The organism is Streptomyces sp. NPDC004667 (assembly GCF_040609475.1).
GTDB lineage: Bacteria > Actinomycetota > Actinomycetes > Streptomycetales > Streptomycetaceae > Streptomyces.
Map to the genome: position 1 here is coordinate 67,739 of NZ_JBEXKC010000032.1, position 14,087 is coordinate 81,825.

Sequence of the window (14,087 nt, forward strand, 5' to 3'; positions counted from 1 at the left end):
GGCCTCGCGGCCTCGCGGCCGCACGGGCTCCGGACGGCGGGTCCGTGCCCCCGGCCGTAGGGTGGAACTGCCAGAGGAGGCGCCGTAGCGACATCGCCCCGCGGCAGAGCGCGTCCCGTCAGCGGGGCCGCGTGCCCGCCCCGTTCCGCGGCCGCCCGAGAGCGGCCGCCGCCGGAGGCCGGGGCCCGCCGACGGCTCCCCACGACCCCCTACGAAGGGGAATGTCCATGCGCAGCAAGAACAGCCGGATCCGTCGCGTGTGCGCCGTCGCCTGTACGGCCCCGCTGCTGGCGCTCGGCGGTGCCCTCACCGCGAGTGCCGCCCCGGCGGCGACGGCGGTGGCTCCGGCCGCCGTCACCCGCGCCGTGCAGCAGTCCTCCCCGGGCGAGATCCTCTCCCTGGTCAACGCCGAACGGGCCAAGGCCGGTTGTGAGCCCCTCAAGGAAGACTCCCGGCTCATGCAGGCCGCCCAGGCGCACGCCGATGACATGGCCGCGAACCACCTCACCGCGCACACCGGATCCGACGGTTCCAGTGACCTGCAGCGGATGGAACGGGCCGGCTACTCACCCGCCGGACCTTCCTCCGAGAACGTCTCCGGGCCGGGCCACAACTCGTCGAAGTCCCACGTCGACGGCTGGTTGGCCAGCACCCGAGGGCACCGCGCCGCCATGTTGAACTGCACCTACAAGGAGACCGGGATCGGGACGAGCGGCGAGTACGCCGTCCAGCTGTTCGCCGTCCAGTCGCGGTAGCGGCGGACAGCGGCGCCGTGCGCCACGCCCGTGACGGCCGCCGGGCCGGGGCGCCCGCGGCCGCCCCCCGGCGGTCGCGGGCGGCTCCCCGCCGGTGCGCGGGGGTGGCGCGGCCCGGTGCGAGAAGGCTCAGGTCCCGGCCGCCTCCAGGTGGCGGGCCAGGAACGCCACGCTCTGCGCGACGATCGCCGGGACGTCCGGGGAGCCGAGGAAGACGTGGTCGGCGCCCTCGACGGGGTGCAGGAGGACCTCGCCGCCCGCCTCGGCCAGGGCGCGGGCGAGCGCCTCGCTCTGGCTGAAGGGGACCAGGCCGTCACGGGTCCCGTGGACCAGCAGGAACGGCGGCGGCTTCGGGCCCTGCGCCGCGTACGTCACCGGGCTCGCGGCCCGCGCCAGTGCCGGTCGCTCCGCCTCGGTGCCGCCCAGGAGGGCGGCGTACGGGTCGGGGAACCCGGTGCCGGCCATCTGCGCGGGCACGGGGTGCCCGGCGAGGGCGACGAGGTCGCAGACCCCGTACCAGTCGACGACGGCCCGCACCCCGGTGTCTCCCGTGCCGACTCCGTGCGCGCCCTCCAGGGCCTCGGCGTCCGTGCTGCCGGGGCCGACGAGGCCCGCCAGCGCCGCCAGGTGGCCCCCCGCGGACTCGCCCCACACGGCCAGCCGGTCCGGGTCGACGCCGAGGGCTCCGGCGAAGTGGCGGACGTAGCGGATCGCGGCCTTCACGTCGTGGAGCTGCGCGGGGAAGGGGGCTTCGAGGCTGTGCCGGTAGTCGATGGAGACGAGCGCGAGCCCGGCGCCCAGGACCGAGCCGTGCAACAGGGCGGCGGGCACGGTCGGCGGCGGGTAGCGGCGGTCGCCGTCCAGCCAGCCGCCGCCGTGGATCCAGACGACCGCCGGGAACGGTCCCGCGCCGGCGGGGACCCGTACGTCCAGGAGGCGGGGGCGGTAGCCGGGCGTGGTGGCGTAGGTGATCCCGTCGAAGCGGCGGACGCCGTGCTCGTCCGTCACGGCCGGCACGGGGGGCCGGTAGGGCGGGGGAGGCCAGGTCAGGTCGGCCGGGTCGGGCTCCGCCGGGGCGGGCTCGGCCGGGTGCGATCGCGTCATCGCGGCCCTTCTGTCGGCCCCGGGCGCTGCGGCGCTTTGTCCGGAATGCTTGCGCGTGGAGCCTGGGGGGAGGTAGCGTGTTACACGTGTAATCACGACTCTAGCGACGCGTTTCCCCCGGCGACAAGCCCTCCGGCCGTCCGGCCGTCGGAACGGTTACACGAGCCGCCCACCCCTCCGGGACGGGCTCCGTCGCGCCTTTCCTCTGGGAGCACCCCATGCTCACCGCAGCCCCCCGCCCGGCCTCCGTCGGGACCTTCGTCCACTCGGTCGCCGCGCCCACCGCCGCGAGCGTTCCGCTGGTCCGCCGCCGCGTCCGCGCCGTGCTCGAAGGCTGGCGGATAGCCGCCGACCTCGCCGACACCCTGCTGCTGGCCGTCAGCGAGCTCGTGGGCAACGTCGTCCGGCACGCCGCCGAAGAGACCGGACGGATGGACGTCCGCCTCGCCTGCGACCGCGGATGGCTGCGTCTGGAGGTCGCCGACGGAGCGGCCGCCCTGCCGCGGCTGCCCGCCGGACCTGCCGACGCCGTCACCCGGGACGCCGAGGGCGGGCGCGGACTGCTGCTCGTTCAGCTGCTGGCCGCCGAGGCGGGCGGCGAACTGCTCGTCACCGCCGACGAGTTCGGCAAATCGGTGCGGGTGCGCGTCCCCGCTGCCTGAACCGCGGCGCCCCGCCTGTCAGGGCCCGTCGATCAGCGCCCGTCGATCAACGCGCCGCGACGGCCCGGCCCGGTGCGGGGCGCGGGGTGCGGACCCGGGGTGCCGGGGCCAGCGCCGCGCGCAGTGCCGGGACCAGGACGCGGCGGGCTTCCGTCGGGGTGAGCGCCGCCGGGGTGGGGAGGGGGTTGAGGTAGCGGGTGTAGACGAGACCGCCGAGGATCGTCACCACGGCCGTCGCCCGCGCCGTCGCGTCCCGGCCTCCGAGGAATTCAACGAGCCGGGCCAGCAGTTCGTGTTCCAGGTACTCGCGGATCGCCTCGGCCGCCTCGTCGCCCCGGGCGGTGAGCCGACGGAAGCCGGCGTCCTCCCACAGGCCCGTCACCGCGTCGACCAGGCGGTCGGGGAGGGTGGCCGGATCTCCGCCGAGGACGTCGTCCACCGTCAGCGCGGTGGCGCACTGGAACTGCATCACGTCCGCGAACAGGCCCTTCTTCGAGCCGAAGTGGTACGAGATCAGGGCCGGGTCTACCCCGGCCGCCCCGGCCACCGCGCGCAGGGTGGTGCCGCGGTAGCCGTGCTCCAGGAACAGCGAACGGGCCGACGCGACGATCGACTCGCGGGTCGGCGGATTGCCCCGGGGGCGGCCCCGGGGGCGGGCGGGGACGGCGACGTCGTTATTCATCAGCGTTGAGCCTGCGTTTCGTGATCGGCACAGTCAAGGGCGTTCCACCGACCACACGAAAGGACTCCCCGACATGATGCGCATCGCGGTATTCGGCGCGAACGGTCCGACCGGACGCCACCTCACCGACCAGGCCCTCGCCGCCGGCCACGAGGTCGTCGCCGTGACCCGCCGCCCCGGCTCCCTCCCCGCACGGCCCGGTCTCACCGTCGCCGTCGCCGACGCCACCGACCCGGTGGCGGTGAGCGCCGCGATCGACGGAACGGACGCCGTGCTCTCCGCGCTGGGCACACGCCCCGCCGGCGGGACCGTCACCACGTACTCGGCGAGCGCCACCGCGATCACCTCGGCCATGGCCCGCCACGGTGTCCGGCGCCTGCTGGCCGTCACCTCCAGCGTCGCCGACCCGAACTGGCGCCCCACCGGCGCCCACTTCTTCAACCACGTCTTCGACCCCCTGGTGAACCGACGGCTCGCCCGCCCGGTGCACGAGGACATGCGCCGCATGGAGGCAGCCGTCCGGGAGACCGACCTCGACTGGACCCTCGTCCGCCCCTCGGGCCTGTTCGAGCACCCCGTCGTCACCGACTACCGCACGGCCGAGAACAGCGCGGACGGCGTGTTCACCGCCCGTACCGACCTCGCCGCGAGCATGCTGCGCGAACTGGGGGAGCGGCGCTACCTCCGTACGGCCATGGGCGTCATCACCACGGCCGTGAAGCCGAACATCGCCAAGCTGGTCTGGAACGAGGGCGTGAAGAAGAAGTGAGCCGCCCGGCGAGCCCGTCCGTCCGACTCCCTTCCACGGCGGCCGAGTTCCTCGACCGTCCCGATCCGGGCGTCCTCACCACCCTGCGCGCCGACGGCACCCCCCACGCCGCCCCCGTCCGCTTCACCTTCGACGCCGCCGACGGCCTCGTGCGGGTGACCACCCGGGCGGGGGCGCGCAAGGCCCGGAACGTGCTGGCGGGCGGCCCGGCGGCCCGGGCGGCGCTCTGCCAGGCCGACGGCTTCCGCTGGATCACGCTGGAGGGCCGGGCCCGCGTCACGGACGATCCCGGACGGCTGGCCGAAGCGGTGCGGCGCTACACCGACCGCTACCGCGCACAGCCGCCCTCCCCACCGGACCTGGTCGTCGTGGAGATCGCCGTCGACCGCGTCCTGAGCCTCAACCTCTGACGTCCCCCGAACGGAAAGCGGACCCACACCACGATGCCCACCGTCCCCGTCCTCGGATCCACCCTCCACCACCGCGAGTCCGGCGACCCCGACGGGCTGCCGTTCGTCTTCCTCCACGGCAACCCCACCTCCTCCCACCTGTGGCGCAAGGTCCTGCCCGGGGTCGCCGCGCCCGGCCGCCGCCTGCTGGCCCCCGACCTCATCGGCATGGGCGCATCGGGCAAGCCCGACCTCGCCTACTCCTTCGACGACCACGCCCGTCACCTCGACGCCTGGTTCGACGCCCTCGGCATCGACGAGGCGGTGCTCATCGGCCACGACTGGGGTGGCGCCCTCGCCTTCGACCGCGCCGCCCGCCTTCCCGGTACCGTCCGCGGCCTCGCCTTCACCGAGACGATCGTCAAGCCGCTGGTCGGTGACGAGTTCCCGGCCGCCGGACGGCAGCTGTTCGCCCTCCTGCGCACCCCCGGGGTGGGCGAGCGGATGATCCTGGAGGAGTCGCTGTTCATCGAGGGGCTCCCGGACACCCTGGCCACCCCGCTCGACCCCGCCGACCTCGATGCCTACCGCCGGCCCTTCCCCACACCGCGCAGCCGCCGACCGGTCCTGGCATGGACGCGGATGATGCCGTTGGACGGCGAGCCCGCCGACGTCGTGGCCCGCGTCGAGCGCTACGGGTCCTGGCTGGCCTCCAGCCCCCACGTCCCGAAGCTGCTCGCGGCGTTCGAGCCGGGACCGGGCGCGATGACCGACCGGGCGGCGGTGGCCTGGTGCGAGGAGAACATCGCGGGTCTGGAGACGTCCCACCACGGGCCCGCCGGCCACCATTCCCCCGAGGACCGGCCCGGGGAACTGGCCGCGGCCATCAGCGCATGGGCCGGCCGTCACGGGCTGGCACGACCCCGGCCCGCGTCCGTGGAACCGCTCGGCCACGACCGCGGTCATGGCGCCCCGGCCGCGTGACACCCCCTTCCGCCGGCGCGGCGGGCCTGCCGGGACGCCGTGAACCACGTGCGGCCGACGGCACGCCCGCCCCCGACCACCCCACCCGGCCGCGCGGGTAACCAGCGGGCCCCCGAGGGAGCCCGAAGGGCTCGCCCAACTGCCCCCGGCCGGGGCGGATCCGGCCGTCGCCCCGCTCCGCGCGGACCCGGCCCCGGCGCCCGCCAGGGCCGCCGCGCGGACCGCTCGCCGAACACGAAGCCGACGACGCCCAAAGGCTGTTGGTGGCTGGAGACGGCCCCGACCGGTAGTGCGCGGACGCCGTCCGCCCCCGTGCCCGGGGGCGTTGTCAGTGGCTCCGCCTAGCGTTCCGGACATGACGCGAACCGCACACACCTTCGCCTACGCCCGCCCCTCCGCGCTGACTTCCGCCGGGACGGGCCAGGCCCTCGGGCTGGAGACGGCGGGGGGCCTGACCCCGGCCGGCGCCGAGGCGCACCCCCGCTTCTTCGCCGGGTTCCTGAGCGCGCCCCAGGCGGCCGCGCGGGCCCTGCTCGCGGTCGCGGACGTGGCCGCCGCCCGCTACCACCGGCGCACCCTGCGCGCTTCCCTGGACCCGGTGGTCACGGGGAACGGCGACCGGCTGCGCTTCGAGTCCTTCTCCGGATGCTGCGGGGTCTACGCCCGCCTCGACGTACTGCCCGAAGGCCTGCGCGGCGCCGAGACCGGCCACGGCACCACCAACGTCGACGTGAACAACCCGCTGCGCGAAGCGCTGTCCCGGCTCACCGGAGACGACCCGCTGCACCTGCGCGTCGGGCCCGACGAGATGGCGGTGACCACCCTCGACGGTCCGGTCGTGGAGAAGAAGGTGCCGCTGCCCGACCGCTGGCTGCGCGGATTCGCCGAGTCCCAGGCCATCACCACCGGCTTCGACCTGCGCGCCGAACTGACCGCCACCGAGACGGCCCGCTTCCTGCGTTCCCTCCCGCGCACCCCCGGGGGCGGCACCGCCTCCGGTGCCGCGCTGTGGGTGGTGCCCGCGGGCCGGACACTGCGCCCCACCACCCGGCCGGTGCCCGGCGCGGTCTGCCTGCCCGGGCCCGAACGGCTCGCCGCGCTCCAGCGGGTGCTGCGGCACGCCACCGGCCTGCGCGTGTACGGACCCGCGGCGCACGGCGCCGAACCCACCGCCTCCGCCTGGGAGCTGGGCCTGCCGGGCATGCGGCTCACCCTGACCCTCTCCCCGGAGCCCGACCGCGGATTCTCCGGGGAAGGCGGAGTCCTGGAGGCCCTCGCCACCGACACGGCGGCCGAGGACGCCGAACTGGTCTCCGTGCTGCTGGCCTGGGAACCCCGTATCGATCCGGCCGACCTGGCCGACCAGTCGGGGCTTCCCGTGGAACGGGTACGGGCCGCCCTCACCCGCCTCGGTACGGCGGGCCGGGTCGGCTACGACATCGCCGAAGCCGCCTACTTCCACCGCGAACTGCCCTACGACGCCCGCCGCGCCGAGCGCCACAACCCCCGGCTGGTCGCCGCCCGCGCACTCCTGGAGACGGGCGCCGTCACCCTGGACCCTCCCCACGGCGCCGTCGTGGCCTCCGGTGAGCGCCGCTACCGGGTACGCGAGTCCAGTGGAGCGCTCAGCTGCACCTGCCAGTGGTGGGCCGACTACCGGGGTCGCCGCGGCCCCTGCAAGCACGCCCTCGCCACCCGGATGGCCCTGCGCGCCGCCACGGCCGCACCCGGCGCGCCCTCCGCGTCCGGAGCGCCCTCCGGGCCCGGCGCCTCCGCCGCGTCGGCCGCCTCCGCCTGAGCGGCCACCACCTCCTCCACCCCTCCCTCGCACCGCCTCCACCGCCCCGACCGGAGCCGCACGATGAACACCACCCACGAAGAACTCCTCGCGACCGTCCGCGAGGGCCGCACCGCCGAACTCCCCGGACTCCTCGGGCCACTGGACCGCGACCGGCGCAAGGCCCTGCTCGCCGGGCTGAAGGAACTGCGCGGCGAACTGCGCGCCTCGGGCTGGGACCGCTGGCAGGAACGGGACCTGATGAGCCCCGCCCTGCTCGTGGCCGGAGCCGGCTGCACCACCGGCGCGGCGGCCACCGCCGCCTGGCTCGGCGCGCGCGACCTGCGGCGCTGGCGGCAGCTCCCCACCGACCTCCTCCTCGACGTACTGGCCGGCCGGGACCCGGGGTGGCTCGGCGACCTCGCCCACCGGCTGGCCGCCCGGTCCGCCACCGCCCAACAGGACTACCCGCTGATCAGCGAACTGGTCCGGCTCGCCGGGTGCCCGATGCCCACGACCGACGGCTGCGTGGAGGGCTGGGCGGCCGCCGTGGGCGCGTCCCGCACCCCGCTCCCGGCCGCCCTGCGCGGCGACCCGCACCTGACCTCGCTCGTCCCGCGCCTCTTCGAGACCGCCGAACCGGTCCGCGCCCTCGTCGGGCGCTGCGACCCGCACGACCCCCACCACTGGCCCGCCGCGCTGGCCGGCCTCGCCGCCGACGGGCACGTGGACCGGGCCGCCCTCCTGGACGGCTGCACCGCCCGCCTGCTGCGCGGCGGCAGACCCGCCCAGCTGAAGCCCTACCAGGCCATCCTGCTGGGCCTGCGCCCGACCGGAGCCGAGGAAGGAGAGCGCGCCGCCGACTGGATCGCCCTCACCGCGGACGCCCCGTCGCCCGTGGCCGGGCAGGCCCAGCAGACACTGGCCCGGCTCGCGGCGGCGGGCCGCCTCACCCCCCGTCTGCTCGCCGAGATGTCGGCCGCCGCCCTCTTCCGCCCCGAGAAGAAGCTCGTCCGCGCCCAACTGGTCCTCCTCGGCAAGGAACTGCGCCGGGACCCGTCCGCCGCCCCCGAACTGCTCCCGGTGCTCGGCGACGCCTTCGGGCACCCGGACACCGACATCCAGGAACGGGCCCTGAACCTCGCCGCCGCCCACCTCACCGACGACCCCGCGCTGCGGGCCGAACTCGCCGACCGGGCCGCGCTGCTGAGCCCGGCCCACCGGGGCCGGGCGGCCGGCCTCTTCGGAGCGCCCGCCACCGCGGACGGGGACACCGAGCCCTACCGGGAGATCCTGCCGCCGCCCCCGGCACCGGTCCCGATCGCCCCCGCACCGGAAACGGTCGCGGAGACCGTGGAGCTCGTCGCCGCGCTGGTCAACTCCCGTACCGTCGAAACCGACGAGTTCGAACGCGCCCTGGACGGCCTGGTCCGCCACTCCCACAGGGACCGGACCGCCCTCGCCGAGGCGCTGGGGCCCGCCATGGCCGGTCGCTGGTGGTTCGATCCCGAGCAGTCCCGGTACCACACCAGCTCGGTGCAGCTGCCCGGCCTGGAAGACGTAGCCGCCGCCGTCCTGGGCGCGCGGCCGGTACGCGAGGGGCATCGGGCACTCGTGAGCCGGCCCGGCGACTGCCCCCACACCGGGCTCCGCCACGCCCACCACGCACGCCTGACCGAGGCCGCACTGCGGATCACGGACCGGCCGTTGCCCTTCCTCCTCGCCACGCCCACCGAGCAGAGCGGCTCGCTGGACCCCGAGGTCCTCGTCGCGCGCCTCGCCGAGTACCGCCGCCTCGGGGCGGACGCCGCCCCGGCGGACTTCGCACAGGCCCTGCTGCGGGTCCGCCGCGACCCGGCCGCCGCCCCCGCCGCGGCCGCCCTCGGCACGCCGCAGGGGGACCGGCTGGCCGCCTGGCTGGGCCAGGACGGCGAGGGCGCACCCGTCACCCGCCGCGTCGCGCCGGCCATGGGGTACAGGTACACCGAAGAGCCCGAGCGGATCGTCCTGGACACCGGGGCGCGTCCGGCGGTACTGCGGGACTTCCCGAACCCGTTCCGCGCATTGGCCCGGCCGCGCGACGCCTCCGAGCGCTGCTGGGACTCCTGGGACGACCTCGCGCTGATCGCCGTCCTGCCCGAGGACCGGGAGACCCTGGCGGCGTGGTGGCTCCCGGCCGTCACGGCCTGCGCGGTCCACGCGGGACGTGGCGGGGTGGCGGTCCTGCCCCGGCTCGCCGCCGCCGGCGGGCCCGCCGGCCCGGCCCTGCACCTCGTGACCGCCGTCGGGCTCGGAGCCCGGCACCCCGAGGACCGGCTGACCGCCGTGGACGCGCTGCTCACCCTCGCCGCCCGCGGCGAACTCGACACCGTACGCCTGGGTACCGATCTGGCCGAGCTACTCGGCCTGGGCACGGTCAAGCCCAACCGGCTCGCCGACTCGCTGCGCACGGCCGCCGCGACGGGCGCCCACGCGACCACGTGGGCCGTACTGGCCGCCGCACTGCCCGCGTTGCTGACCGGTGGCGGCAGCGGCAGCGGCACGGGCGTCGGTACGGGCGAGCTGCTCGCGTTGGCCGCCGACTGCGTGGAGCAGTCCCGAGCCGCCTCACCCGAACCGGCCGGCCTGGCCGCCGCGGCGGCCGGCACCGGCCGCTCCCGGCTGGTCACCCAGTCCGCCCGCCTGCACGACGCCCTGCGCCGCAACCGGCGCGCGGCCGAAGCCCGGGTGGTGGCGTAGCCCTGCCCCCGTGCACGGCACCGGCCGCTCCCGCGGGCGGTGCCGTCCGTGCGGGTTGGCACCATGTCCGGATGGCTCATGATGATCTCGATACGCTGTTCGCCTCGCCGTCGGCCCTGCTGACGGCCGGGCCCGAAGCCCTCCGCGACCTGCCCGACACGGGCGGGGGAGCGGGCCGTGAGGTGTACTCCCAGGCCATCGCGGTGCTCGGCGACGCCGAGGTACCACGGGCGGAGTTCGCCTCGTGGCTGCACTTCGCCGCGAAGGTACTGGGCCACGACGCCTACGCCGCGCTCGTCGCCGGCGCCGAGCCGGACATGCCGTGGCGCACCGTCTGGGCCTGGTGGCGGCCGGTGGGCGCCTACCGGGCCCGGCCCAACCTGAGCGGGGACGCCAACGTAGAGGTCCACGAGGGGCCGGACGGCCGGGTCCTGCTCAAGCTCTGGGCCGCGCTGGCCGGCGAGCGCTGGCTGGATCCGGCCACCGGCGAGGAGCTCCCGGCACCGGCCGAAGGGGAGTTCACCGAGCGGCCGTTCGAGGCTCCGGTGGAGGACGGTCCGGTCCTCTTCGACCCGGACGGGGACGACCAGGGCCTCCACTGCCTCGACGCCTGGGAGGAACCCGTCCCGTTGGGCGGGGGCCGGATCGTGCTGGTCGAATCGCGCGGCCTCGTCGTCCTCGAACGGAACGCCGCCATCGAGGCCGGCTCGCCGGCCTCCGACTCCGACGCCATGTCCTGGGGTACGGGCGGGCCGTGGTTCGAGGGCCCGACGCCCGCGCGGGCGCCGCTGGACACGGCCCGCCTGGAGGCGGCGTTCGGCCCGGACGGGGTGCTGCGCCTGCCCGGGGCGCACCAGCCGCCGACGCTGACCCACGCCCCCACGCGGGAGCTGATCGCCGGGGCGGGCCTGCCGGTGTACTGGGCGGCGGGGGTCACCTCGTTCGCCCTGGGGTGGACCGCGGAAGGGGCCCGGCGGCAGGAGCCCGAGGAGAACGGCCTGCTGTGGCTGGGAACCTTCGACCTCGGGCACGCGGACCGCGGCCGGGTGTTCGTACACCCGGACACGGGCGCGGTGTGGATGGTCCGGAACGCCGAGGGGCCCTTCCCCTTCGCCCGGGACACCGAGACCTTCGTACGGCTGCTGGAAGCCGTGTACCGCTTCATGGGAGCGTGCTGGAACCCGTACCCGGGGGAGGACGGCACCGGGGACTTCCTGCGCGAGGCGTCCGCCCTGGATCCCGTCACCGCGGACTCCGACACGCCCGGCGGATGGGTATGGGGTCACCTGTTCGCGTCCATCACCGAGCTGAGCGTGTGGGGCTACTGACCCCGGGCGGGGGCCCGGGTGCACGCACGCTGGCCCCGTCCCCCGTCCCCCGTCCCCCGCGCCTCGGAGCCGGCCGCCTCCTCGACGGAGCCCGGAGGAAGGCGACTCCCGGCCCCCCGGCTCGCGGGACGCTCAGTCGACGCAGAACTCGTTGCCCTCGACGTCCTGCATCACGATGCACGAGTCGTCGCCGCCGTCGTACAACAGCCGCACGCGCACCGCGCCGAGCGCGACCAGGCGCGTGCACTCGGCCTCGAGCGTGGCGAGGCGCTCTTCGCCCACGAGCCCGGTGCCCACCCTCACATCGAGGTGCACCCGGTTCTTGGCGGTCTTGCCTTCGGGAACGCGCTGGAAGAACAGCCGCGGGCCCACACCCGAGGGGTCGCCGCAGGCGCACCACGAACCCCGGTCCTCAGGGGACCGGGAGCTTTCGTACTCGTCCCAGGTGGCGAACCCGCTCGGGGGAGCAGTGACATAACCCAGCACCTCGCACCAGAAGCGGGCGACGCGCTCGGGTTCCGCGCAGTCGAAGGTGACCTGGAACTGCTTGATCGATGACATCGGCGCACCATAACAGGGGGCGCTGCGCAGCCCATCTCCCGGTGGGCACAAACCTGTTGGTGGGGGTGGCCGCGCCGCCGGGCCCCCCGGCGGCACGACCCGTGGGCCCGGCCCGCGAACGACGCGCCACGGGCCGGGGAGCGGCAACGGGTGCGCACGCGCGCGACAGCCCCGGCGAGCGACCGCGTTTTTACCGACGCGCGCATCCGCCTACCGGGCATTTCGGCTCGGTTTTCGCCACGCTGGGCAAAGCCGACGCCACCGGAGGGCTTCCCGCCCCGCACTTCCGGTCGACGGCTCCCCGGATCGTCCCCCCGGGATCCCTTTCCCTCCGCACGCCCCCGACGGAAAGCGTCACGATGGTCACCACGATGCGATTTCCCTCCGCCCGCCGCACCACGACCGGCAGCACCACCCCCTACGACGTCGGCCTGCCCGTACTGCGCCTCGTGCTCGGCGCGATCATGGCCGTCCACGGGACCCAGAAACTGTTCGGCTGGTTCGACGGCCCGGGCCTGGGACCCACCGGCCGCTTCTTCGAGAAGGCCGGCTACCCGGCGGGCGAGACCATGGCGGCGATCGCCGGTCTGACCGAGACGCTGGGCGGGCTGGGGCTGATCCTCGGCCTCCTCACCCCCTTGTCCGCCGCGGCGATCGTCGGCGTGATGATCAATGCCGTCACCGTCAAATGGACCGGGGCCGTGATCGGCCTGGAGGGTGTGGAGTTCGAGGCCCTGATCATCGCTGCTGCCGTCACCCTCGCCCTCACGGGCCCGGGCCGCTTCGCCCTCGACCGCTTCCTGCCCGTGCTCCGCGACCACCGGACGGTCTACGGGGTCCTGGCCCTCGCCCTGGCGGTGGTGCTGGCGGCCGCCGTGCTGCTGATCCGGGACTGACCCGGACCTCGAACTCCGGACCTCGAACTCCGGACGCCGGACCTCGGATGCCGACCTCGGACCCCTGACGCCTCCGGTCGGCAAGACCGGCGCGGAAGTGACCGAAATCCGGCATTCGGGGAATCCTGGATGTATATCCTCGCTCTCCACCATGCGGGCGACGTACTCCTGGAGGCAACATGAGTGAGCGGCCGGTCCTTCTGCCCTACACCGACCCGGCCTTCGTCGCGGACCCCTTCCCCCTGTACGCGAAACTCCGCGAGGACGGCCCCGTACGTCACGTCCTCGTCGGGGGTGGCCTGGAGGCCTGGCTCGTCACCCGCTACGAGGACGCGCTCGCCGCACTGTCCGACCACCGCCTCAGCAGCGACGTGCGCGACGCCGCCGACCCCCGCCTCCTGCAGCAGCTCCCCGAAACGGAACGCGATTCGATGCTGAGCAACATGCTCCGCAGCGACCCGCCCGACCACACCCGGCTGCGCCGGCTGGTCTCCAAGGCGTTCACCGCCCGCCGCGTCGCCGCGATGCGGCCCCGGATCCAGGCCGTCACCGACCGCCTGCTCGACGCGGTCGCCGGTACCGGCCGGGCCGACCTCATCGCGGACTTCGCGCTCCCGCTGCCCGTCACGGTCATCAGCGAACTGCTCGGCGTGCCGGTCGACGACCGCCGCGACTTCCAGCGATGGACCGACCGCATGATCATGCGGGGCCCGGAGTTGCCGGATCCGGCCGTCGTGAACGAGGCCTGGCAGCACATGCGCGCCTACGTCACCGAGCTCATCCGCGCCGAACGGCAGGCCCCCGGAGACGACCTGCTCGGCGCCCTCGTCACCGCCCGCGACGAGGAACAGCGGCTGTCCGAGGACGAGCTGATCGCCATGGTCTTCCTGCTCCTGGTCGCCGGGTACATCACCACCGTCAACCTGATCGGCGGCGGGATCGCCATGCTCCTCGCCCACCCCGACCAACTCGACCTGCTGCGCTCCGACCCGGGACTGCTGCCCGGCGCGATCGAGGAGTTCCTCCGCTACGACGGCCCCGTCAACCCCGGCATCGCCCGTTTCGCGCGCGAGGACACGGAGATCGCGGGCGTGACCGTACCCCGCGGCGCGACCGTGCTGATCGGCGCGGCCGTCGCCGACCGCGACCCGGCACGTTTCCCCGCCCCCGAACGACTGGACATCACCCGGCAGGACAACGCCCACCTCGCCTTCGGACACGGCATCCACTACTGCCTGGGCGCGCCCCTGGCCCGCCTGGAGGGCCAGATCGCCATCGGGACCGCCCTGCGGCGGCTTCCCGGACTCGCCCTCGCCGTGGCGCCGGACGAACTCCCCTGGCGACCGGGCGGACTGCGCGGGCCCGAGGCACTGCCGGTGACCTTCACCCCCGGCGGCTGAGCGGGGTGCGCCCGGCGCCGGCCGGATCGGCCCGGCCGACG

At 75.4% G+C, this 14,087-nt stretch carries 12 protein-coding genes and 1 pseudogene; 10 read left to right on the top strand and 3 right to left on the bottom strand.

Features of this window, described 5'->3' with window-relative positions; translation table 11 throughout:
- The first annotated feature begins 227 nt into the window (after positions 1-227).
- Complete coding sequence (locus ABZW32_RS19815) at positions 228-755, top strand: CAP domain-containing protein (RefSeq protein WP_356217575.1); 528 nt, start codon at positions 228-230, stop codon at positions 753-755.
- A 129-nt stretch (positions 756-884) separates the two neighbouring features.
- Here ABZW32_RS19815 and ABZW32_RS19820 read toward each other — a convergent pair whose 3' ends face one another.
- Positions 885-1,859 carry an alpha/beta hydrolase gene (locus ABZW32_RS19820; protein ID WP_356217577.1) on the bottom strand — a complete coding sequence of 325 codons (975 nt, stop codon included), beginning with the start codon at positions 1,857-1,859 and terminating at the stop codon, positions 885-887.
- Positions 1,860-2,077: 218 nt separating this feature from the next.
- Between ABZW32_RS19820 and ABZW32_RS19825 the strand changes: the two genes are divergently transcribed.
- The gene (locus ABZW32_RS19825) at positions 2,078-2,521 is read left to right on the top strand and encodes an ATP-binding protein (RefSeq protein ID WP_356217579.1); all 444 of its coding nucleotides are present in this window, start codon (positions 2,078-2,080) and stop codon (positions 2,519-2,521) included.
- Positions 2,522-2,567: 46 nt separating this feature from the next.
- Here the strand turns inward: ABZW32_RS19825 and ABZW32_RS19830 are convergent, their stop codons facing one another.
- Positions 2,568-3,203 carry a TetR family transcriptional regulator gene (locus tag ABZW32_RS19830; protein ID WP_356217581.1) on the bottom strand — a complete coding sequence of 212 codons (636 nt, stop codon included), beginning with the start codon at positions 3,201-3,203 and terminating at the stop codon, positions 2,568-2,570.
- Positions 3,204-3,279: 76 nt separating this feature from the next.
- Here ABZW32_RS19830 and ABZW32_RS19835 point away from each other — a divergent pair, with 76 nt between their 5' ends.
- The 6 genes and pseudogenes from ABZW32_RS19835 to ABZW32_RS19860 all read left to right on the top strand — a co-directional run bounded on the left by ABZW32_RS19835 (position 3,280) and on the right by ABZW32_RS19860 (position 11,189).
- On the top strand, positions 3,280-3,972 hold the full coding sequence (locus tag ABZW32_RS19835) for an NAD(P)H-binding protein (protein WP_356217600.1): 693 nt from the start codon (positions 3,280-3,282) through the stop codon (positions 3,970-3,972).
- Complete coding sequence (locus ABZW32_RS19840; RefSeq protein WP_356217582.1) at positions 3,969-4,382, top strand: TIGR03618 family F420-dependent PPOX class oxidoreductase; 414 nt, start codon at positions 3,969-3,971, stop codon at positions 4,380-4,382. Before ABZW32_RS19835 ends, ABZW32_RS19840 begins: the two co-directional genes overlap by 4 nt.
- A 27-nt stretch (positions 4,383-4,409) precedes the next feature.
- Positions 4,410-5,345, top strand: a pseudogene (locus ABZW32_RS19845) (haloalkane dehalogenase); the annotation flags it as partial.
- A gap of 355 nt (positions 5,346-5,700) precedes the next feature.
- Complete coding sequence (locus tag ABZW32_RS19850; RefSeq protein WP_356217583.1) at positions 5,701-7,143, top strand: SWIM zinc finger family protein; 1,443 nt, start codon at positions 5,701-5,703, stop codon at positions 7,141-7,143.
- A 63-nt stretch (positions 7,144-7,206) separates the two neighbouring features.
- On the top strand, positions 7,207-9,861 hold the full coding sequence (locus tag ABZW32_RS19855; protein WP_356217585.1) for a DUF6493 family protein: 2,655 nt from the start codon (positions 7,207-7,209) through the stop codon (positions 9,859-9,861).
- 71 nt (positions 9,862-9,932) lie between these two features.
- Positions 9,933-11,189 carry an SUKH-4 family immunity protein gene (locus ABZW32_RS19860; RefSeq protein WP_356217587.1) on the top strand — a complete coding sequence of 419 codons (1,257 nt, stop codon included), beginning with the start codon at positions 9,933-9,935 and terminating at the stop codon, positions 11,187-11,189.
- Between the two features lie 132 nt (positions 11,190-11,321).
- Here the strand turns inward: ABZW32_RS19860 and ABZW32_RS19865 are convergent, their stop codons facing one another.
- Positions 11,322-11,750, bottom strand: coding sequence for a VOC family protein (locus ABZW32_RS19865; protein ID WP_356217589.1), 429 nt, complete (start codon positions 11,748-11,750; stop codon positions 11,322-11,324).
- A gap of 371 nt (positions 11,751-12,121) precedes the next feature.
- Here ABZW32_RS19865 and ABZW32_RS19870 point away from each other — a divergent pair, with 371 nt between their 5' ends.
- Both ABZW32_RS19870 and ABZW32_RS19875 read left to right on the top strand, forming a co-directional pair.
- Complete coding sequence (locus ABZW32_RS19870; protein WP_356217591.1) at positions 12,122-12,646, top strand: DoxX family protein; 525 nt, start codon at positions 12,122-12,124, stop codon at positions 12,644-12,646.
- 179 nt (positions 12,647-12,825) lie between these two features.
- A complete protein-coding gene (locus ABZW32_RS19875) occupies positions 12,826-14,046 on the top strand; it encodes a cytochrome P450 (protein WP_356217593.1) in 1,221 nt (406 codons plus the stop codon).
- Positions 14,047-14,087: the final 41 nt, after the last annotated feature.